Annotated in this window: 16 protein-coding genes; 8 read left to right on the top strand and 8 right to left on the bottom strand. The window is 66.1% G+C overall.

What is annotated here, in order from left to right; all coding sequences use genetic code 11:
• The first annotated feature begins 1 nt into the window (after position 1).
• The 3 genes from OS124_RS23595 to OS124_RS25925 are packed head-to-tail and all read left to right on the top strand — an operon-like array spanning position 2 to position 3116.
• Entirely contained in the window at positions 2-1120 is a 1119-nt protein-coding gene (locus OS124_RS23595; protein ID WP_010138044.1) for a glycosyltransferase family 4 protein, read from the top strand.
• Entirely contained in the window at positions 1117-2235 is a 1119-nt protein-coding gene (locus OS124_RS0103950) for a glycosyltransferase family 4 protein (protein ID WP_010138042.1), read from the top strand. The genes OS124_RS23595 and OS124_RS0103950 overlap by 4 nt, the downstream gene beginning before the upstream one ends.
• Positions 2232-3116 carry a sulfotransferase family protein gene (locus OS124_RS25925; protein WP_010138041.1) on the top strand — a complete coding sequence of 295 codons (885 nt, stop codon included), beginning with the start codon at positions 2232-2234 and terminating at the stop codon, positions 3114-3116. Before OS124_RS0103950 ends, OS124_RS25925 begins: the two co-directional genes overlap by 4 nt.
• A 24-nt stretch (positions 3117-3140) precedes the next feature.
• On the opposite strand, the gene OS124_RS25920 is transcribed toward OS124_RS25925, so the two are convergent.
• The 3 genes from OS124_RS25920 to OS124_RS0103930 are packed head-to-tail and all read right to left on the bottom strand — an operon-like array spanning position 3141 to position 6615.
• Positions 3141-3986, bottom strand: coding sequence for a sulfotransferase (locus tag OS124_RS25920; protein ID WP_010138040.1), 846 nt, complete (start codon positions 3984-3986; stop codon positions 3141-3143).
• A gap of 38 nt (positions 3987-4024) precedes the next feature.
• On the bottom strand, positions 4025-5353 hold the full coding sequence (locus tag OS124_RS0103935) for an oligosaccharide flippase family protein (protein ID WP_010138039.1): 1329 nt from the start codon (positions 5351-5353) through the stop codon (positions 4025-4027).
• Between the two features lie 53 nt (positions 5354-5406).
• Positions 5407-6615 (bottom strand): glycosyltransferase, encoded by a 1209-nt coding sequence (locus OS124_RS0103930; protein WP_010138038.1) that lies wholly within the window; start codon positions 6613-6615, stop codon positions 5407-5409.
• Positions 6616-7115: 500 nt separating this feature from the next.
• Here OS124_RS0103930 and OS124_RS0103925 point away from each other — a divergent pair, with 500 nt between their 5' ends.
• The 3 genes from OS124_RS0103925 (at position 7116) to OS124_RS0103915 (ending at position 12997) form a co-directional block, all read left to right on the top strand.
• Positions 7116-9032, top strand: a complete 1917-nt coding sequence (locus OS124_RS0103925; RefSeq protein WP_168161430.1) for a right-handed parallel beta-helix repeat-containing protein — start codon at positions 7116-7118, stop codon at positions 9030-9032.
• Positions 9033-9129: 97 nt separating this feature from the next.
• Positions 9130-10584, top strand: a complete 1455-nt coding sequence (locus OS124_RS0103920) for an oligosaccharide repeat unit polymerase (protein ID WP_010138036.1) — start codon at positions 9130-9132, stop codon at positions 10582-10584.
• A 250-nt stretch (positions 10585-10834) separates the two neighbouring features.
• Positions 10835-12997: a polysaccharide biosynthesis tyrosine autokinase gene (locus OS124_RS0103915; RefSeq protein ID WP_010138035.1), complete on the top strand. Its 2163-nt coding sequence runs from the start codon at positions 10835-10837 to the stop codon at positions 12995-12997.
• Between the two features lie 147 nt (positions 12998-13144).
• On the opposite strand, the gene OS124_RS0103910 is transcribed toward OS124_RS0103915, so the two are convergent.
• Positions 13145-13852 (bottom strand): sugar transferase, encoded by a 708-nt coding sequence (locus OS124_RS0103910; protein ID WP_010138034.1) that lies wholly within the window; start codon positions 13850-13852, stop codon positions 13145-13147.
• A gap of 564 nt (positions 13853-14416) precedes the next feature.
• Entirely contained in the window at positions 14417-15769 is a 1353-nt protein-coding gene (locus OS124_RS0103905; RefSeq protein WP_010138033.1) for a polysaccharide biosynthesis/export family protein, read from the bottom strand.
• Between the two features lie 288 nt (positions 15770-16057).
• Between OS124_RS0103905 and OS124_RS0103900 the strand changes: the two genes are divergently transcribed.
• Complete coding sequence (locus OS124_RS0103900; protein WP_040606631.1) at positions 16058-16807, top strand: metallophosphoesterase family protein; 750 nt, start codon at positions 16058-16060, stop codon at positions 16805-16807.
• Positions 16808-16863: 56 nt separating this feature from the next.
• Here OS124_RS0103900 and kdsA read toward each other — a convergent pair whose 3' ends face one another.
• The gene (gene kdsA / locus OS124_RS0103895; RefSeq protein ID WP_010138031.1) at positions 16864-17694 is read right to left on the bottom strand and encodes a 3-deoxy-8-phosphooctulonate synthase; all 831 of its coding nucleotides are present in this window, start codon (positions 17692-17694) and stop codon (positions 16864-16866) included.
• On the bottom strand, positions 17691-18476 hold the full coding sequence (locus tag OS124_RS0103890; RefSeq protein ID WP_010138030.1) for a 3-deoxy-manno-octulosonate cytidylyltransferase: 786 nt from the start codon (positions 18474-18476) through the stop codon (positions 17691-17693). Before OS124_RS0103890 ends, kdsA begins: the two co-directional genes overlap by 4 nt.
• A gap of 200 nt (positions 18477-18676) precedes the next feature.
• Here OS124_RS0103890 and OS124_RS0103885 point away from each other — a divergent pair, with 200 nt between their 5' ends.
• Entirely contained in the window at positions 18677-19063 is a 387-nt protein-coding gene (locus tag OS124_RS0103885; RefSeq protein ID WP_010138029.1) for a hypothetical protein, read from the top strand.
• A gap of 54 nt (positions 19064-19117) precedes the next feature.
• Here OS124_RS0103885 and OS124_RS0103880 read toward each other — a convergent pair whose 3' ends face one another.
• Entirely contained in the window at positions 19118-20098 is a 981-nt protein-coding gene (locus tag OS124_RS0103880; RefSeq protein WP_010138028.1) for a KpsF/GutQ family sugar-phosphate isomerase, read from the bottom strand.
• Between the last annotated feature and the right edge of the window lie 87 nt (positions 20099-20185).

The following is a 20185-nucleotide window of genomic DNA, read 5'->3' as shown; positions in this document are numbered from 1 at the left end:
CATGGCCGATATCCCCTTCACCCTGAATGGGCGCTTCCTGGTGCAATCGGTGACCGGCGTGCAGCGGGTCGCCCGCGAGGCGCTGATGGTCTTCGATCAGATGGCCGCCGCCGGAGAGATCCCCACCCCCCGCTTGCTGCTGCCCGCGGGCGAGCTGGTCGCGCCGCCCGATCTGCAGGCGATCCGCCCCGAGGTCGTCGGCACGCGCACCGGTCACGCCTGGGAACAGCTGGAGCTGCCGGCCCATTGCGGCACCGAGCCGTTGCTCTGTCTTGGCAATACCGCGCCGCTCACGCGGCTGATGCAGCGCGGGCGTCCGGTCGTCACCATGGTGCATGACCTCTCCTACAAGTATTTCCCCGCCGCCTATGACTGGAAGTTCCGCGCCTTCTACGGCGCGCTGATGCCGCGCATCCTGAAACGCTCGGAACGGGTGGTGACGGTGTCGCATGCCGAAGAGCTGTCGATCGCCAAGCACTACCCCTTCCTTGAGGGCAGCGTGCGGCTCAGCTTCCTGCAGAACGGTGGCATCCCCGATGCGGCGGCCCAGGCCGCCTTCGCCGCCCCCTGTCCGGGGAAAGAGGCGCGGGGGTATGGCATCTACGTCGGCTCGCTGACCAAACGGAAGAACGCCGAAGGGGTGCTGAAGGGCGCCGTGGCCTTCCTCAAGGCCTATCCCAAGATGCGCTTCGTGGTCATCGGCTCTACGGGGGCCAGCTTCGGCGGGGTCGAGGTCGAGATCCCCGACGATGTGAAAGACCGGCTGGAGTTCCGCGGCCAGATCAACGAGGCGCAGAAGATTTACGAGGCCTTCGCGGGCGCGCGCTTCCTGCTGTTCCCGTCGTTCTACGAGGCCTCGCCGCTGCCGCCGATCGAGGCGATGACCTTCGGCTGCCCGGTGATCTCCTCGACCATCCCGTCGCTGAAGGAACGCTGCGGGGAGGCGGCGCTTTACTGCGAGGCGGGCGATCCCGAGAGCGTGCAGGCCGCGATCCGCCAGCTGATGGACGAGCCCGGCCTCTGGGAGGCGAAATCCGAGGCCAGCCGCGCGCAGGCCGCCACCTACAGCTGGCGCGCCCAGGCCGAGGGGCTTCTGGCGCTCTGCGAGGCGGCGCGATGATCCGCCTGCGCATCCTGCATGAGACCAACCCGCGCAAGTATTTCCCCGCGCTCTTCGAACTGGCCGATGCTGGGCAGGTGCAGCTGGTCGGGGCGCATCGCTACTCGGTCGCCAAGGAATTCCTGCGCGCCGCCCTGCGCGACCGCACCCCGCTGGCCGAGCGGCTGAGCAATGCCGCCGGCGACCTGGCCTTCCGCCTGAAGCTGCCCGTGGTGCGCGGCGAGGTGGTGGTGATGGGCTTTGCCCCCTGGGACCCGCGCCTCCTGATCTATCGCGGGCTGGCGCGGCGAAACCGGGTGATCTACCACACCTCCTGGCATGACTGGGGGCTGGAGCGCACGCCGCGCCAACCCAAGCCCGCCGCCTTCAAACGCTGGCTGCGCGACCGCTGGCTCTCGTTCCTGGCCCATCCCAATGTCAGCACCGTTGCCGTGACGCCGGTTGTGGCCGAGGCCGTCCAGGCCGAGGCCGGGGTCGGCGCCACCGTCATCCCCCATGCGGTGCCCGATGTCTTCTTTGCCGCCGGGACCGCCTCTGCTGCGGGCCGGGCCGGGCGGGAGGGCCCGCTGCGGCTGCTCTATGTCGGTGAGCTCTCCGAGAAGAAGGGCCTGAGGCTGCTGCTGCAGATGATGCCGGTCCTGGCGGGGCAGGGGGTTTCCCTGACCGTGGTCGGCAATGGCCCGCTGAGCGGCGAGGTCGAGGCGGCGACAACCGGGGGGGCGGTGGCCTTCCTCGGCCCGGTGCGCGACCGCGAAAAGCTGGCCGGGATCATGGCCGAGCACGACATGCTGGTGCTGCTGTCGCAGCGCACCGAAACCTGGGAAGAGCTGTTCGGCATCGTCGTGGTCGAGGCGCTGGCCGCCGGGCTGGCGGTGCTGGCCACCACCCATGTCGGCCCGCGCGGCATCCTGGCGCCGGTCGGCGGGGCGGGGCTGTTCGACCAGGACGACCACGCGGGGATCGCGGCGCAGATCACCCGGCTGGCCGGCGACCGCGCCGCCCTGGCCGAGCTGCGCGACATCCAGGTGCCGGTGGCCGCCGACTATGCCATTCCCCGGGTCCGTGCCAGCTGGCAAACGGTGATCGAGCAGGCTGCGGGAGGGCCGCATTCATGATCGACTTCCTCATCATCGGCGCCCAGAAGGCCGCCACCTCGGCGCTGCTGGAAACCCTGCGCCATCACCCGGATGTCTACATGCCGGCGGGCGAAAGCGCCTTTTTCGAGGCCCCCGATTATGCCCGCCGCCCCTGGGAAGATTTCGCCGCCGACCAGGATGTGCGGCTGCGCGGCATCAAGCGCCCGGATTACCTCTGTTCCGACGAGGCCATCGCGCGGATCTCGGCCGCCCTGCCGAAGGCCCGCTTCATCGTCGTCCTGCGCGAGCCGGTCAGCCGGGCGGTCTCGAGCTATGTCTACATGGTCCGCCACGCCCATCTTCCGGCCCTTCCCCTGAACCCGGGGCTGGAAGCCTGCCTGGCCGCCCATGAGCGGGGCGATACCGGCAGCCGCGCCGAACAGGTGATCCGCTTCGGCCTTTACGGGCAGTACCTGCAACGCTGGCAACAGGCCTATGGCCGCGACCGCTTCCTGGTGATGTCGCAGGACCTCGTGGCGCAGCAGCCGGCGCGGGCGCTGGAGCTCTGCGCCGCCCATCTCGACCTCGACCCGGCGCGGATGCCCGCCACCGATGCCGAGACCGGCATGGTGCGCAGCAATGTCGGCCTCTACGATCCCGACATGCTGAAGATCGCCCGCATCGGCAGCCTGCTGAAGACGGCGCGGATCCCCGGCACCCTGCGCCGCGCCCCGCGGGCCCTGCCGCTGCGCCTGGTCGGCGGGGCGATCACCCGCGGCGCCGAGGAACTGGCCCGGCGGCGGGGCCAGAAGCGCGAAACCCTGGACCCGGCGCTGCGCGCCCGGCTGCAGAAGATCTACGACGAGGACCGCGAGCTGCTGGCCGGCTGCGTCCCGCCCGAGGTGATCACCTGGGGCTAGGCCCGGGGCCGGCGGCCGGACGTGTCAGGCGCTGGCCGGGGCCGCCGGCACGGGATCCTCCACGATGGGGGCCCCGTCCAATTCCGAAGTGTCCATCGGCAGCCCGGCATTGGCGTCACTGCGCAGCATGATCAGGTCGCGCTTGGCATCCCGGGCATCCAGGCCGTTGCGCTGCAGCACCGCATCCAGCATGATTTGGTGTTCCGGCGCGCCGCCCCGCCCCGAGGCGGGGTTGGCCCAGGGTTTGCTGTCCGGCTCGGGCTTGCCCAGGAAGCGGGCCACCTTGCGGGCGGCATCGGGGTCACGGATGAAATTGACGATCAGCAGGTCGTCGGGACGGTCCTTGAAATAGGTCATCACCTCGGCATGGTGGCGGTCGCGCTCCTGCAGCCAGATCTCGATGGACTCCTCGGTGGTGTCCCAGTCATGGGGGAAGATCTCGCCGACGCGCTTCTTCTTGTCGCGGGTGATGTGCTTCAGCCGGCTCAGCACCCAGGCGTCGAACTCGCGCACGTTGAGGATGAAGCGCGAGCCGGGAAAGCCGCGGTCGAGGGCCTTGAAGTCCACTGGCGGGCCGTCGCTGAAGCAGTCGAACCCGTTCAGCAGCATCTTGTTGCGTCCCGAGCGCCAGCGGATGCCGTGATAGCTGAGATAGCCGTTGTCGACGAAGATCTCGTGCAGTGAGCTGGTGCCGGCCTTGTTCATGCCGACGGCGAATATCTTGGGCTTCTTCATGCCCAGGCTGCCGGTGATCACATTGGCGCCGACATGGGCCAGCTCAGAGAAGCTGGCCCCCTTCAGGTAGCCTGCCAGGGCCTTGTAGGCCGGAATCGGCTTGCGCATCTTGGGCTTGGAGGCGTTCTTGAACATGGTTTCTCTTTCTATGAATTGCGCACAAAGACCGTCTCTCAGCTTGTCCCACTGCGCCTCTGGCGCAGCAAGGTCAGAAAGCTGGGATCAAATCCGATGGACCGGCGACAGGCCCGTGTTGTCAAAATAGCAAGCAGACACTGGCTGAGGGCGGTGGCGATCCCCGCGCCGAGAGCGCCGAGGAAGGGAATCAGCGCCAGGTTGAGCACGATGTTGAGCACCAGCGAGATCCACAGGATCCGCGAGGCCGCGCGCTCGTTCCCGGTCATGGTCAGCAGCACCACCCCCGATCCCGAGAGCATCACCGCCAGGCATCCGACGGCATAGGCGCGCAGGGTCATCGCCGCACCGGCGAAATCGCTGCCGAAGAGCAGCACCAGCCAGTCCGCCGTAAGCTCGACGAAGATGAAAAGGGCGATGCCCGACAGGCTGAGGATCCAGGTCAGGGTGCGGATGTGCTGGCCCAGGGCGTCGCGGTCGCCGGTGCCATGGGCCTCGGCGATCAGGGGCTTGTATTGCAGCATGGCGATGAGCTGCAGTGTGGTGACCCCCTCGGCCAAGCGCCAGGCGATCCGGGCATAGGCGGCCTCGACCGGTGTCGACATGGTGGCGATCATGATCGCATCCATGTGGTTGGCGATCATCGTCCCCGAAAGCACCAGCACCAGGTGATAGCCCGCCACCAGGGTGGCACGGCGGTCGAAGGGCGAGGGCGGCACCGGGTCGCCACCGCGCAGCAGGGCCGCCAGTGGGCGGCGCAGCACCAGGGCGATGGCACAGAGCGACAACAGCATCGCCGCGCCGTAGACCAGCGAGATTGCCAGATCGCTGCGCGCGCCGCCGGTGAGCCAGACCAGCCCGGCCCCGGCGATCATGGCCAGCGGAAAGACGATCTTGCTGCCGACGAAGGACAGCACCGGCTGTTTCAACCCCAGGGCCAGGGCCTCGAGGAACTTGCGCAGCATCAGCAGTCCGAAGGTGGCCGTGACCATGCCGAGCGGGATGCTGTAGAGCCCGCCCGCGCCGCGCAGCCAGAAGGCGGCGATGCCGAGCAGGGTGGTCGCCAGGCTGAGCGGCACCACCAGCGACAGGGCCAGGCGCAGGATGCGCCGGAAGCCGGCATCCCGGGCCGCCACGTCCAGCCCCCGGGCCGCCAGTTCGCGCATGATGTACTGGTCCAGCCCGAAGCTGACCACCAGCCCGATCAGGGTGATCACCGAGATGGCGAAGGAATAGATCCCGAAGACCTCTGCCCCGAAGACCCGGGCGACGACCACGGCCTGCACGAAGGCGAGTGCGAAGGCCAGCAGGCGCATGCCCGCGATCCCCATGAGGCGCTTGAGGATGCGGGAAGTTTTGACTTTCATGACATCTCTTCCGATGACCAGAGAGAGGGGAGGGCGCGCACCCAAGTCCGCATTCAGGCGCGGACGGAGGCGGGCAGGGACCAGCTGCGCTCGGGCACCGCCGACTGGCGCTGCCCGTTCAGGCTGGCACCGACATGTTCGGCCAGCTCCTTGCGGAAGCGTTCGACGGTGAAGCGCATCGCATTTGCGCGGCAGGCTTCGAGGGTGAAGGCGTCGAGGTTGTTCTCCATCCGGTCGATGGCGGCGCCCAGCTCCTCGACGGTCTGGTCATGGAACCAGACTCCGGTGGGATCGTCCATCGACAGGTCGCGCACGGTCTCGGCGGTGCCGGCATGGCCAAGCGCGATCACCGGGGTGCCGCAGGCCTGGGCCTCGACCGGAACGATGCCGAAATCCTCGCGGGCGGCGAAGACGAAACCTCGGGCGCGCTGCATGTGATCGCGCATCACGTCGAAGGGTGCATGGCCCAGCAGGGTAACATTGGGCCCGGCGGCGGCCTTCACCTTCTCCATCTCGGGACCATCGCCCGAGACCACCAGGCGCAGGTGCGGGCGCTGGCTGAAGGCCTCGACGATCAGCGGGATGCGCTTGTAGGGCACCATCCGCGAGGCGGTGAAGTAGAAGTCTTCCTTTGGCGCCGTGCCAAGGTCGAAGGCCGAGGTGTCGACCGGCGGATAGATCACCTGCGCCTCGCGGCGCCAGGTCTTCCAGATCCGGCGGGCGATGAACTCGGAATTGGCCACGTACTGGTCGACCTGGGCGACAGTGCGCATGTCCCACATGCGGAAGCGGTGCATCATCGCCCGCGCTGCGCGGCGTTTCAGCCCGGCCGCGAAGCCGTCCAGCTCGTTGATGTACTCGTGGGTCAAGTCCCAAGCGTAGCGCGCCGGACTGTGGACATAGGCCACGTGCAACTGGTCGGGAGAGGTAATCACCCCCTTTGCCAGGGCCGCCGAGGAGGAGAGCACCACGTCATGTCCGGTCACGTCGAATTCCTCGATCGCGCGGGTGCATTGCAGCAGCAGGTAGCGATAATAGCGCTGCACGCCGGGCAACCTATTGAGCCGGCTGACCTCGACCGGGCGATTCCCGACCAGGGCACGCCGCTCATCCTCGGACAGGAAATCGAAGAGGGTGTAGATTCGCGACCTGGGAAAAACGGCAGCCATCTGTTCAACGACACGCTCAGCGCCGGCGACGACGGGCATCCAGTCATGGACGATGCCGACATCCAGATCGGCAGGGGAATAGGCAAGCCGCATGCGGCGCTATCTCCTTGATTGAAATACGGTTGATCTACTCGAAATACACGTCGCTGCCCAGCAGGGGGCATGCTGACAGACGCAGTTGAGCCATCTGCCGCGACGAGCGTCAAGACACCCTCCTGTCTGTCGCCAGTTTTGTGCGGAATTGGTCTCGGGCTGCGCGTGCATGCGGCAGCGACGGGCCAGCGCACGCTGCCTAGAACGGCTCTTAACAGAAATGAAACTATGGTTTCACGTCGATCAACAGGGGCCCTACTTCGCACCGGAAGCCCATTCCACACCAGGACATCCAGAACATGCCGATCATTTATCCGCCTGCCGCCGGGTTTACCAAATACCTACCCTCCACCCGCATGTTGGATGGGGCGTTCCTGTGCGAATTCCAATCCGTTCAGTCCATGGTCAACAGCAGTGTTCCGGCCTTCGGCGAGGGTACCCTGTGGCGGGCTGGCGACTTCTCCTACCTGGAGGCGCCACAGTTGGCCGCTGATCATCATTTGACAACGGCAAGCGGCGTGAAGCTCTATGTCCAGCCGATCAACGGCTTCGGCGCGGAATTCCCACAGTTCGCCCTGGAGGCCTTCAATCCAGCCCTGGACGGGGTGACTGATGACGCCGAGGTGCTGACCCTCGCGCTTGAGGCCATCCAGTCAGCCGGAGGCGGCTCGCTGATCTGGTCGGGCACCGCCTATGTCGGCTCGACGCTCTCGACCGACGGCTGGTTGGGAGATTTCGCCCTACTTGGTCGCGGCAATACGGCAGGCCTGAAGACCAGCATTGACGACATCTCGGTGATCGGCGGCACGCCGGGGGAGGCGCTCAACATCACCATACGAAATTTGCAGATCACCGGCGCCTGGGAAGACAACAACATGCAGTCTGAACAGGATCGCTGGCTGCTGCACATCCCGTCGGCCGGCGATGTCGAGATCCAGGACTGCCGCATCGGCTCCTCCCAGAAGGGCGCGGTGAAGTTTGGCAACGCGCGCTCGTTCCGAATGATCGGCACGACGATCCACGAATGCGCCCGCGGCGGGGTGAACATCTCAGGCACCCAGCAGACCCGTTTCGAGGGCAATGTCTTCGAACACCTCGGAGACGATGCGATCTCGCTGCACACGACGGAGTCGGCGACCTCGGTTTCGCGCGAGCACATCGTGCAGGGCAACCACTTCGTCGACTGCCAGGGCATCAATGCCCTGGGAGTGCGCAACCTGCTGGTAAGCAAGAACACGGGCGAACGGATCCGCACCCACTTCGTGCGCAGCGGCTACGATTCCAGCTTCGAGGAGGGCAATGGCACCGTCCTCGGCCTGTCGGTGACCGGCAACGTGATCAACGACTGCCTCAACGTGCGGATGATCAACAACGACGGTGACAACAACTACTGGATCCACGTCAACAACGCCGCCCCGAGCGGTGGCCCGGACCTGCCCGCCAATCCCGGCGAACCGGATCCCTCCGGCGGTATCGTACCCCTGGCTGGCAATGTCTTCGGTATCGGTGCAGATGCCCCCAAGGCCGGTGCCTGGGGGTTGAACATCTCAGACAATCAGTTCCTGCGCACCCGCCAGGCGGTCGCCAACTACAGTGACTGGGGGGAGGGGTTGTTATTCGACGACACCGGCTATCACGACCCTGCGGTCACCGAGCTGTCGCTGATGCCCTACGTGCGCTTCTATTCGGGCACCCGCACTCTGTCCTGGTCCAACAACATCCTGATGGGCTTCCGCGGCTTCCGCTTCTTCTTCCGTGCCAGCAGCGATGCCGGCTTCCGGCAATGCAAGATCAGCGACAGTCACTTCATCTGGTCCGGCGGTGGCTCGATCTTCGATCTGGGCGGCAGCGGCGGCAACCGGATCCTCGATGTGCAGTTCCGTAACCTGGTGCTGGACGGCGACCGCTTCTACGCCAATGCCGCCCATGCGAACGACGGCAGCTGGAGTTCGGAATCGGCCATGACGGCCTTCAACCTGCCGGGATGCCTCGGCTATTCCATCGCCGGCTGCCACGTGATGAACGTCAGCCGGATCGAGAACAGCGGCGGCGCGCTGCGCTGGAGCGCCGAGGCGAACTACCAGTACGGACAATGCGTCTCGGATGGCTTCTCGACCGAGAACCGGGGCATCGGTGTGCCCATGCCCGCCAGCGAGAACTGGCAACTGATCGACTGCGATGCCGACACCGGCAGCGCCACGTGGGGCCAGGTTCGGAGCGTCCCGCAGAGCATGCCCTCGGTGCCGACCGGCGGCTACTGGTTGAAGGGGATGTTCGTCCGCAACTCCTCGGGCACTGCCATGAGCCCGGACGGCAGCGGCCGGCTGCTGACCGGCTGGCGGCGGGCGATCACGGGCAATGGCAATGTCTCTGGCACCGACTGGCTGCCAATCTATGCGGCAACCACCCCGGCCTGAGCTGCCGGGGTCAGAAGCGCCTCGACCCCGGGACGCGGAGAGACTAGTTTCCGGATCAGAGCCGGGCAGGCTCTGATATCGGAGAAAGTGCCGCATCATGGCTGCAGTCTTGCCCAGAGTCTTCCACGGCATCGCGATGCTCTGCGCCGCCATCATCATGGTGGCCTCGGTCTTTCTGCGCTCCTCCGCCTATACGGATTTCGTCTCGTCCTTCTACGTGCTGTCGGCCGGACTGGCGATGCTGGCGGCGATCTCCAGCCCGCGCCGCGGCGGGGTCGACTTCCTGGTCTGCTTCTTCTTCTTCGTCTTCATGGCGGTGCCGACCCGACTGCAGTACACGATCGGGATCTACCCTTGGTTCATCCCGCTCAACGCCAACTACACCGCCATGGCCTACGGGCTCTGCGCGGCCTCGCAGTTCTTCTACATGCTCGGCATCAGCCTGTCGCAGGCCCGGGGCCTGCCGGCGCGGCCGGGCAAGACCCTGCCGTCGCTGCACAACATCCCCGAGGTGCGCTTCTATTCCCGATGGGCCTGGGGCATTGCCCTGGCCGCCATCCTGATCGCCCTCGCCGCCGGCCCCTCGGCGCTGCTGACCAGCCGTTTTGGGGAGCGCAACTTCGGCGGCATGAGGGAACAGTTCACATTCATCAGCCGCTCGACCAGCCTGCTGGCCCTCGTGATGATGATCTATATCAGCCGCTTCGCCCAGAGCCCTGCCCTGCGTCGGCAGAACCTGTGGGCGGCGCTAGTCTTCCTGCCCTTTTTTCTGGTCATCAACTACCTCCCTGCGCTACCGCGTTTCGTGCTCTTCGGCATCCTCATCGCCATCGGCTGCTGCTACCTAGACCTCACCCGCCCTCGCACCAAGGCGCTGGTCTTCCTCGCCGGGGTCGCCGTCCTGCTGCTGGTCTTCCCGGCCATCAAGGCTTTGGCGGACGAGAACGTTCCCCTGTCGCAGATCCTGCAGAACATCACCGGTCGCTTCGACCGTACCATCCTCGTCGCCTATATGCTGCGGGTGGATTTCGACGGCTTCGTCTGGATCGCCCAGACCATCGAGTTCCTCGACCGCGGTATTGGCGGACTGAGATGGGGCAACAACTTCCTGGGGGTGGTGCTGTTCTTCATTCCCCGCGCGCTCTGGCCTAGCAAGCCGATCGATACCGGCGACATCGTCTCGACCGGCATGAACGCTTGGTACACCAATGTGTCCAGTCCGCTGCCGGCCGAGGCCCTCATGGCCTTCGGGCTGCTCGGGCCGCTGGTGCTGTTCTGTATCCTCGGCTACGCTGTCAACCGCATCGAACTGCGTGGCGCCCGGCTGAGCCGCCGCGACACCGAGATGTCAGCCTTCTTCCTCTACGCGATCCTCGCCGGCTTCATCCTGATCATCATGCGCGGCGCGCTGAACGGCGTGGCACCGATGTTCGCCTCGGGCTTCTTGGCCTATGCCGTCATGATGTTCTCCCGCCGAAACCGGCTGGTCTGGAAGGCTCCGCCCTCGGGAATCTCCCCACCGTCCCATAGGGCACCCAGCCCGGCGGAGTGAGGCCCAGAAGGGTGGCAAGAAACGGCCACCCTGGGGGAATTCTGCTTTCGGCAAGGCAGTCCGACCCGCTATCAGGAAACAGGAGCTGTTCTAGCCGCCAAAGTCCGCATGCGCGCTTGTTCCCAACTGACCGGAAAGATATCGACTTTCAGGAAAGCCTTTCTCCAGTCAAAGCTCTGCAGGATCCTGGCACCGACAGAACTATTGTGACTTTGCCCTTTGGAATATTCAGCATGAGGTGCCTTCAGTGATGAACCAGTCCAACCCGCACTTCGGCACTCCCGGCCGTAGCCTGCCCGCCGAAGACGAGCGCGTCATCGATCTCAGCTCCCTGTTCGGCATAGCCTGGCGTGGGAAATGGCTACTGTTGGTTGCTACTCTGGTTGCCTTCTTCCTAGGCGCCTTCTACGTCTATCGCATCGCGGTACCGCTCTATACCGCCAAGGCCGTGGTCATGCTCGAGAACCGCGAGGCTCAGGTGCTGGACCTAGACAGCGTCATGGCTGGCTTGGGTACCGATTCCACGACCATCTATTCCGAGGTTGAGGTGCTGCGCAGCCGCAACCTTCTGGGAAAGGTGGTTAACGCCCTAAACTTGATAGAAGATCCCGAGTTCAACTCAGCTCTGCGCGAACCCTCTCTGCGTAGCAAGCTCTCCACTCGCCTCGGCAACCTGATCGGCGAGGATCAGGATCAGGCCAAGACGGTCGCAGGGAATGCTGTCATCGAAGCCAGCGAAGCCCGGCGGACCCAGGACCGCCTGATCAACACGCTGCTCAGCAAGAGCCAAATTCGCAACATGCCGCAGAGCCTAGTCTTCGAGATCGCGGTCACTACCCAGTCGCCGGAAAAATCCGCCACCATCGCCGATGCCATCGCCCGCTTCTACATACAGGACCAGCTGGACGCAAAGTTCGAAGCGACTGAACAGGCCACTGCCTGGTTGACCAACCGGGTTAGCGAACTTCAGGGAGAGTTGGAAAGCGCCGAGTCCCGAGTCAAGGCCTTCAACTCCAGCACCGATCTGGTAAGCGAGGACGCCCTGGCAGCGCTGGACCGGCAGATCAAGGACCTGCGCGACCGCATCCAGTCGACGCTGCTGACCCGAGACGAGATCCGCCTACGGCTGGAGAGGCTGAATGCCGCCGAAACGCCGACTGAGAAGGCCGCCGCCGTGCCCGCGCGGATGCAGCTTTCCCAACTTCTCGACCAGATCGGCACACCCGAGGGCGCCCGCGCCTTCGACCAGCGCTTCCAACAGATCCTTACCCAGGCGCGTCAGGAACTCCAGCGCGCCGAAACCCAGCTCGAGGCGCTCCAAGAGTCCGAGACAACGCTCTCGGCACAGTTCGAACGCCAGAGCTCGGACCTGATCGAACTGCAACAGCTCTCCCGCGAGGCCGAGGCCAGCAGGCTGCTCTACGAGTATTTTCTGTCTCGTCTGAAAGAAACCGCCGCCCAGCAGGGTGTGCAGCAGGCGGATAGCCGAATCCTGTCCCAGGCTCAGATCCCGATCAATCCCTCCGAGCCCCGCAAGTCCTTCATCTTGGCGATCAGCGGCATCTTCGGGCTGCTGATCGGAACCGCCGGTCTGCTGCTCTTCGAGGCACGCAACAATACATTCCGCACCGCCCGAGAAATCGAGGTCGAGACCCAGTACCAGGTGATGGGACAGATCCCGGTTCTGCCAGCCCGGCGCCGGCGCGACGCTATCGCCTACCTGGCCGAGCGCCCGACCTCGGTCTCGGCCGAGGCAATCCGCAATCTGCGGACTTCGCTCCTGCTTTCCGATGTCGACCACCCACCACAGGTGACCATGGTCACATCCTCCTATCCTGGGGACGGTAAGACGACAGTATCGCTGGCCCTGGCCCAGAACCTCTCGGGCATGGGTAAGCGCGTGCTGCTGATCGAGGGCGACATCCGACGCCGCATCTTCAGTCAGTACCTGGGGGCTGAGCAGACCAGGGGACTGGTCTCGGTGATTGCCGGCGAGGCGGAGTTCTCGGATGTGGTGATGCCGGAACAGCCACCCATCGGATCAGATGTCCTGATCGGCGAGAAGACCGCGATTAATGCCGCTGACCTCTTCGCCTCGACGCGCTTTGCCACCTTTATCGCCGCCATGCGCCAACAATACGACCACATCGTCATCGATACCCCTCCAGCGCTGGTGGTGCCCGATGCGCGGGTTCTGGCGCAGAACTGCGACAGTGTCCTCTTCGTGGTCAAATGGAACCGAACGCCTCGGCCCCATGTCGCCGAGGCATTGCGCATGTTCGAGAGCGTGAACGCGCCGGTAAGCGGTATCGTCCTGAACCAGATCAATCCCCGCGGGATGCGGCGCTACGGCCAGTATGGCTACGGCGCCTATTCCAGCTACGGCTACGCGCGCAAGTATTACAACAACTGATCCTCTGCGCTGCGCAGGGAAGGGGGTGAAACAAATCCCCTGAAAAGCGACCACAAAAAAGCCCCGGCGACGCAAGTCGCGGGGCTTCTTGTTTCCGAGACCCGTCGCAGTCAGGTCGTTTTCAGTTTTCGCGCCCAGGGGCCGGTGTCAGTGACCCGTGCGCTTGAGCAGCACAACGACGGTCTGCCAGACCAGCCGCAGGTCCTCGCGCAGCGACAGCGAGGCCAGGTAGTCCTCGTCGTAAGCAACCCGCTCCACGAAGGTGGTCACGCCGCGGCCGTCCACCTGCCAGGAGCCGGTGATGCCCGGACGCAGGTCGTAGTAGGCGGTGCCGCCGGCGGCCCGGTAGAGGGGCTCCTGCGAGGTCATGAAGGGGCGGGGGCCGACAAAGCTCATCTCGCCGCGGATCACGTTCCAGATCTGCGGCAGCTCATCCAGGCTGGTGGCCCGCAGGAAGCCGCCGATCGGCGTGATGCGCGGGTCCACGGCCAGCTTCTGGTTCTCGTGCCATTCGCGGGCGATCTCGGGATCGCTGTCGCAAAGATCCTGCAGCACCTTCTCGGCATTCATCACCATGGTGCGGATCTTCCAGCAGTTGAAGGTCCGGCCATCCAGGCCGACCCGCTTCTGGCCATAGAAGCCCGGGCCGCCGTCGAGACGGGTCAGGATCCAGAGCAGGGCAATCAGCGGCAGGAAGAGCGGCAGCAGCAGGCTGACCAGGATCAGGTCGAGCAGGCGCTTGCCGCCACGGGCATAAAGAGAGGCCGGTGGAGAGCGGCGCTCCTTCCCGGCCTCGGGTTCAATCGATGCGGGAGTAAAGGAATTTTCGGTCGAGGAAATATCGAACGCCTTCACGCGGTCACCTCCAAATATTGGCAGAGCGGAGTTTGAAATTTTCCGGCTAAAATCAGCGCTAACATATCGCCCCACACACAGCTGCATTCTTCCCACATCCTCGGGAACCTGTCGAGATGCAGCCGCGGAAAACCACGGAGCAACGCCCTTGTGCATGGCCAATGCAACGGTTTCTTGAACGGTCCCGGACGGGAAAGCCATTCTTCCGCTGATCAAGCCTGGCACATTCACTGCGACCCAAAGCATTTATTAACAGCTAATTAATGGGTTACCTCCGATGATGACAACTCGGGGGCCGGCGATCTTGCTGCAGCGGCGCATTTTTGCTGCCGCGCAGAAAAATTGGGCAGACTTTCCCCCGGGGCAATCCCGCCAACCGCTCAGTACAGAGCTGGGAGGCCGTTTCCCCAAAATATTAACATAAGATTGATTAAGGGGCCGGAAGATCAGCGCCCCGTCAGCTTGCCCGACTCAACCTTGAGGAGACCTCCTCAGAAAGTCCTCGGGCCAGAAAAGGCAAAGGCCCGCTTCACCGGAAGCGGGCCTTCGGATCGGGTGGGGGCCTTAATCGGCCGCGGCGTTGGCGGCGCTCAGCACCAGCGAGGGGGTGATCTGCTGGATCACGCGGTTCCACTTGGTCACCGGCTGTTCGGCGACGAAGACGATGTCGTTGGGCCGCATCTCGAAGCGGGTGGCCAGCAGCAGGTTGGTGGCATCCTTGGCATTCAGCTGCCAGGCGGTGACGCGGGCGTCGCCGGGCACCTCGCTGCCGCGCAGCACGTAGATCTGGCGCACGTTGCCGGTGCTGCTCTTGATCCCGCCGGTCGAGAACAGCGCATCCGCCAGCGAGGCGGTATTGCCGAAGGGCAGCGCGTAGCGGCTCTGCTTGCCGACCTCGCCGGTCAGGTAGACATAGTCGCGGTCGATCGCCTCCAGCTCCAGCTGGGTCTGGTAGTTGGCCCGGGCCTCGCTCAGCTCGCCGCGGCGCAAGGCCACTTCGGCATTCAGTTCGTCCAGCGCCGCGATGCGCGAGTTCTGCTTGAACTGGGCCAGCTGGATCTGCTCGCTGAAATAGGCCTGCGCCAGCTCGAGGTCATAGGCGGTATCGACGAAGACGCTGTCGCCGTCGACCAGCTGGATCTTCGGCAGGCTGCCATCGGTATAGAGGTCGTTCAGCGGCACCTGGTAGAGCGTGCCTTCGCGGTAGATCCGCACCGAGGCGTAGTCCATGTCGGTCACGGTGATGCCGCCGGTGGCCGCCAGGGCGGCGTCCAGGTAGAGCGGCGTCAGGGTGATCGGCACCACCGCCGGGCTGGCCACGGCCCCGCCGATGGAGACCTTCTTCGAGTTGAACTCGGCAATCTCGAGGCTGAAGGAGGGGTCGATCTGGTTTTCCACCAGGCGCTGGAACAGCTCGGCCTCGGCCTCTTCCAGGGTCATGCCGGAAATCTGCACCCGGCCGACGTTGGGAATGGCGATCGCGCCGTCATCCTGCACCGTGTAGCCCTGGCGCGAATTCTGCGCCGCCAGCAGGCCGGTCAGCTGCTCGACGGTGGATCCCACCTGCGGGGTGGCCAGCAGCACCACGTCGCCGACGCCGATCGTATAGGGCGCAGGCGCGGGCGCGGGCGGCAGGCGGGTGGCCATGGCGCCGGGCTTCTGGCGCGGATCCAGCACCGGGTCCGGGATCGCCCCGGCACCGCGCAGCCCCGAACCGGTGCCCCCGGTCTGGGTGAAGATCGCCGGCAGCGCCTTCGGCTCGTAGGCAGAGGCATTGGCCTCCAGCACCGAGGTCGCGGTCATCGGCACCACCGAGACATTCTCCGAGGAGCCGGGCACGGTCGAGCTGTGATAGACGACGCCACAGCCGGAAAGGGCCAGAACCAGCGAGGGGATCAGGCAGTTCAGGATACGCATGTGGAAAGGACCTTCTGGCTGCGCCGCCCGGAAACCGGGATGGGGGAGGAAAAAAGGGAGGTCTCGGCGCGGCAATGGCCACGGGCAATGCACGGGACGCAATCGTCTCCGCCGGAGTTCGACACCCCCTGCCCTGCTATCCGCATTCCCGACCCCACATCAGTTCGGGACGAAGGGTCGCGGAAAGCCGCCTATAGGGGCGGCTGCGACCGGGTTCCATCCCGTAGATACCTTGGAACAAGGTGTGCCAGAGGTGACAGGGGGGAATAAACGCCCTATTTGCAGATCATGCAGTTGTTCACTCGTTTCCGTGCCCCAAAACCCACATTTTCCGCTCATCTCGCCCCGGACGAGCCGTTTTTCGCCATCGGCGACCTGCATGGATGCGACGACTTGCTGGCCCGGATGATTCAACGTCTGGACGAAATCTCTCCCGACATTCGCCGCGTTTTCGTCGGCGACTACATCGACCGCGGCGAGGCCAGCGCCCAGACCCTGGCGCGGCTGCACGGATACCAGCAGAACGATCCCGACCGGGTGATCTGCCTGCGCGGCAACCATGAGCAGATGCTGGAACGCTTCCTCGCCGCCCCCGACCGGCACGGGCCGCGCTGGCTGCGCTACGGCGGGCTGCAGACCATGGCCAGCTACGGCATCGCCCCGCCGCCCGAAACCGCCCCGCCCGAGAAATGGGCCGAGGCCCGCGACCGGCTGCGCGCAGCCATGGGCCCCGAGCTGCTGACCTGGCTCGCCGCCCTGCCCGACTGGTGGCAGACCGGCAATGTCGCCGTGCTGCATGCCGCCGCCGATCCCGACCTGCCCCTCGACGCGCAGGAGCTGGAGCACATGCTCTGGGGACATCCGGCCTTCATGGAGACCCCCCGCAGCGATGGCACCTGGGTCGTCCATGGCCATACCATCACCGAGGATCCCCGCCCCGAGGCCGGCCGCATCCCCGTCGATACCGGCGCCTATGCCACGGGCCGGCTCACCGCCGTCCTGGTCCAGGCCGGCAGCATCGACTTCCTGACCGCCTGACCCCGCCGTCGCGGCGGGGCCCAGCCCTTCCGGTCAGGCCCCGCAATCCGGCCTTTTCAGCCCGCCTTCATCAGCCGGTCGATGGCCTTCAGCCGGGTCAGCACGGCCTTCATCTCCGCCAGCGGCACCATGTTGGGCCCGTCCGAGGGCGAACGCTCGGGGTCTTCATGGGTCTCCATGAACAGCGCGGCGGTGCCGACGGCCACGGCGGCGCGGGCCAGGGGCGGCACGAATTCGCGCTGCCCGCCGGTAGAGGTGCCAAGCCCGCCGGGCAGCTGCACCGAATGGGTGGCGTCGAAGACCACCGGGAAGCCGGTCTCGGCCATGATCGGCAGCGCGCGGAAGTCCGACACCAGCATGTTGTAGCCGAAGCTGGTGCCCCGGTCGCAGAGCAGGATCTTCTCGTTGCCGGTCGAGACCACCTTGTCGGCGACGTTCTTCATGTCCCAGGGCGCCAGGAACTGGCCCTTCTTGATGTTGAGCGCCTTTCCGGTCTCGCCGGCGGCCAGCAGCAGGTCGGTCTGGCGGCAGAGGAAGGCCGGGATCTGCAGGATGTCGACCACCTCGGCCGCGCGCTGCACCTGGGGCACGTCATGCACGTCGGTGACCACGGGGCAGCCGAATTCCTCGCGGATGGCATTCAGGATCTCGAGCCCCTTCTCGATGCCGAGGCCGCGCACGCCCGACAGCGACGAGCGGTTGGCCTTGTCGTAGCTGGCCTTGAAGACGAAGGGGATCTCCAGCTCGGCGCAGGTCTCGGCCAGGCTGCCTGCCAGCATGCGCGCATGCTCCAGGCTTTCCAGCTGGCAGGGGCCGGCCAGCAGGGTGAAGGGGCGGTCGTTGGCAACCACCAGGTCGCGGATCTCGACAGTCTTCGCGATGCTCATGCGTTCAGGACCTTCTCGATGCGGGCGATGTCCTCGGGGTTGTTCAGCTCCCAGAACAGGCGGCCCTTGGCGTCGACCTCGACGCATTTCAGTTTCGCGCCGTTCTCGAGGAAGCGCAGCTGCTCCAGCCCCTCCAGCCGCTCCAGCGGGCCCTCGGGCCATTGGCCATAGGCCGCCAGGGCGCGCGGGCGATAGGCATAGACGCCGACATGGTGGAACACCGGCACGGCGCCTTCCGCGAAGGTCCTGCCGCCGGTATAGGGCAGGACTTCCTTCGAGAAGTAGAGCGCGTTGCGGTCCACGTCGAAGACGGCGGTGGTGCCGCCGACGCGGTCGTTCTTGCGGTCATCCAGGAACATCGACAGGGTTTCCGGGTCGCAGCGCAGCACCGGGGTGGCGGCGTCCAGGCTCTCGTCCGCGCGCATGGCGGCGATCAGGTCCGACAGGAACCAGGCCGGGGTCAGCGGCGCATCGCCCTGCAGGTTCACCACCAGCTGCGGGTCGAGCCCGCCCTTGGCCAGGGCATCGGCGCAGCGCTCGGTGCCGTTGCGGCAGTCCTCCGAGGTCATGATGACCTCGGCGCCGAAACCGCGGGCGGCCTCGGCGATGCGCTCGTCATCGGTGGCCACATAGACGGCATCGGCCTCGGGCACCGACATGGCGGCCTCCCAGCTTCGCCGGATCAGCGTCTTGGCGCCGTCGGGGCCGGTCAGCGTGACCAGCGGCTTGCCCGGATAGCGGGTCGAGGCGTAGCGGGCGGGGATCAGGATGACGGTATCCATGGACCTCTCAGCAAAATTGGCGGCCGGCTGCGGCACCGGCAGGTCGGGTCTACTCTCGGAGCCCCGGCGATCACAAGGGTATGCCACATCCGCCCCCCCGGCGGAAAGATGAGCGTCGCGGCGCCGAAACCCGGCCCCGGCCGGGGTCGCGCCCACTTTCCGCTGGCAGGGGGCGGCGCTGTCCTGTCTACCCTGCCGCCATGAGACCTGCATCCCTTGCCGCCCTGGCGGCCACCCTGATCCTTGCCGCCATCGTCACCGTGCTGACCCTGGGCCCCAGCCTGGTCCCGGGCAAGGCGCTTGGCGGCGACAAGGTCCAGCACGCCTTGGGCTTCGGTGCGATCATCCTGCCGATCGCCCTTGTGCGGCCCCGCTGGCTGATCGTCGCGGCCCCCGCGGTCATCGCCGGCGGCGGGCTGATCGAGATCCTGCAGGACCATGTCGGCCGGGACGGAGACCTGGCCGACTGGGTCAGCGACATTGCCGGGGTCGGCGCGATGATCCTGCTGGCCTTGGCGCTGCGCCGGATCGCCCGGATCGCCGTGCCGTCCGGGCACCGGTTCCGGCGCGCCAGGCCGGACCTCTAGGGCCCGCTCCCGGACAATCCAAGGTCGAGCGAGCCAGGGTTACGCGACGGGGACTTACGCGACGCCGGCGCGCAGGCAGTCGTGCAGGCGGATCAGGCCAAGCGGGTGGCCCGCCGCATCGACGACGAAGAGCGCGGTGATCTTCTTCTCGTTCATCACCTTCAGCGCTTCCGAGGCCAGTGCATCGGGGGCGATGACCTTGGGCGTGGCGGTGGCGACCTCGGCCACCGTCGCATCGAACAGCCGGTCGAGGTGGCGGCGCAGGTCGCCGTCGGTGATGATGCCGCTCAGCCGGCTGGCGGGGGTGCCGTCCGCGGTCACCCCGAGCACGCCGAAGCCCTTGCCGGACATGCTGACCAGCCCCTCGCGCATCGGCAGATCGCCGGTGACCAGCGGCAGCTCGGCGGCGGGCACCATGACCGCCTCGACGCGCAGCAGCTGCGCCCCCAGCTTGCCGCCGGGGTGGAAGACGCGGAAATCGTCGCGCCCGAAGCCACGCCCCATCATCAGCGCCACCGCCAGGGCATCGCCAAGCGCCAGGCTGGCGGTGGTCGAGGTGGTCGGCGCCATGCCCATGGGGCAGGCCTCGTCGGCATCGGGCAGCAGCAGCACCACGTCGGCCTCGCGCGCCAGGGTGCTTTCCGCCCGGCGGGTGATGGCAATCAGCGGGATCGAGAAGCGGCGGGTATAGGTGACCAGGTCGGCCAGCTCGGTGGTCTCACCGGAATTCGAGATCGCCAGGCAGGCGTCGCTGGCGGTGATCATGCCGAGGTCGCCATGGCTGGCCTCGGTCGGATGGACGAACTGCGCCGGCGTGCCGGTCGAGGCGAAGGTGGCGGCGATCTTGCGGCCCACGTGGCCCGACTTGCCGACCCCCGAGACGATCACCCGCCCCGTCACGGCGCGCAGGATGTCGATCGCCGCGCGATGCGGGGCGCCCAGGGTCTCGGCCATCAGGGTCAGCGCCCCGGCCTCGACATTCAGCACCCGGGCCATCTCGGCCAGGACATCATTGGGCATTTCAGCTGCGGTCATGGTCAGGCTCCTTCACTGCTGCGGAAATAGCCTCGAAGGGCGGGCATGGGCAAGTCGTCCGCCCAACCCCGGCGTCGCGGCTCATTT

Source organism: Oceanicola sp. S124, assembly GCF_000220565.1.
Classification (GTDB): Bacteria; Pseudomonadota; Alphaproteobacteria; order Rhodobacterales; family Rhodobacteraceae; genus Pseudooceanicola.
The sequence above is the reverse complement of the archived record's forward strand: the minus strand, read 5'-3'. Positions and strand labels throughout refer to the sequence as shown.

Excerpts from the sequence above, each read along its gene's own strand:
- OS124_RS0103880 (WP_010138028.1), bottom strand. The coding sequence starts at position 20,098 with ATGACCGCAGCTGAAATGCCCAATGATGTCCTGGCCGAGATGGCCCGG.
- OS124_RS0103885 (WP_010138029.1), top strand. The coding sequence starts at position 18,677 with ATGAGACCTGCATCCCTTGCCGCCCTGGCGGCCACCCTGATCCTTGCC.
- OS124_RS0103950 (WP_010138042.1), top strand. The coding sequence starts at position 1,117 with ATGATCCGCCTGCGCATCCTGCATGAGACCAACCCGCGCAAGTATTTC.
- OS124_RS0103920 (WP_010138036.1), top strand. The coding sequence starts at position 9,130 with ATGGCTGCAGTCTTGCCCAGAGTCTTCCACGGCATCGCGATGCTCTGC.
- OS124_RS0103930 (WP_010138038.1), bottom strand. The coding sequence starts at position 6,615 with ATGCGGCTTGCCTATTCCCCTGCCGATCTGGATGTCGGCATCGTCCAT.
- OS124_RS0103890 (WP_010138030.1), bottom strand. The coding sequence starts at position 18,476 with ATGGATACCGTCATCCTGATCCCCGCCCGCTACGCCTCGACCCGCTAT.
- OS124_RS25925 (WP_010138041.1), top strand. The coding sequence starts at position 2,232 with ATGATCGACTTCCTCATCATCGGCGCCCAGAAGGCCGCCACCTCGGCG.
- OS124_RS0103935 (WP_010138039.1), bottom strand. The coding sequence starts at position 5,353 with ATGAAAGTCAAAACTTCCCGCATCCTCAAGCGCCTCATGGGGATCGCG.
- OS124_RS0103915 (WP_010138035.1), top strand. The coding sequence starts at position 10,835 with ATGAACCAGTCCAACCCGCACTTCGGCACTCCCGGCCGTAGCCTGCCC.
- OS124_RS0103900 (WP_040606631.1), top strand. The coding sequence starts at position 16,058 with ATGCAGTTGTTCACTCGTTTCCGTGCCCCAAAACCCACATTTTCCGCT.
- kdsA (WP_010138031.1), bottom strand. The coding sequence starts at position 17,694 with ATGAGCATCGCGAAGACTGTCGAGATCCGCGACCTGGTGGTTGCCAAC.
- OS124_RS25920 (WP_010138040.1), bottom strand. The coding sequence starts at position 3,986 with ATGTTCAAGAACGCCTCCAAGCCCAAGATGCGCAAGCCGATTCCGGCC.
- OS124_RS23595 (WP_010138044.1), top strand. The coding sequence starts at position 2 with ATGGCCGATATCCCCTTCACCCTGAATGGGCGCTTCCTGGTGCAATCG.
- OS124_RS0103905 (WP_010138033.1), bottom strand. The coding sequence starts at position 15,769 with ATGCGTATCCTGAACTGCCTGATCCCCTCGCTGGTTCTGGCCCTTTCC.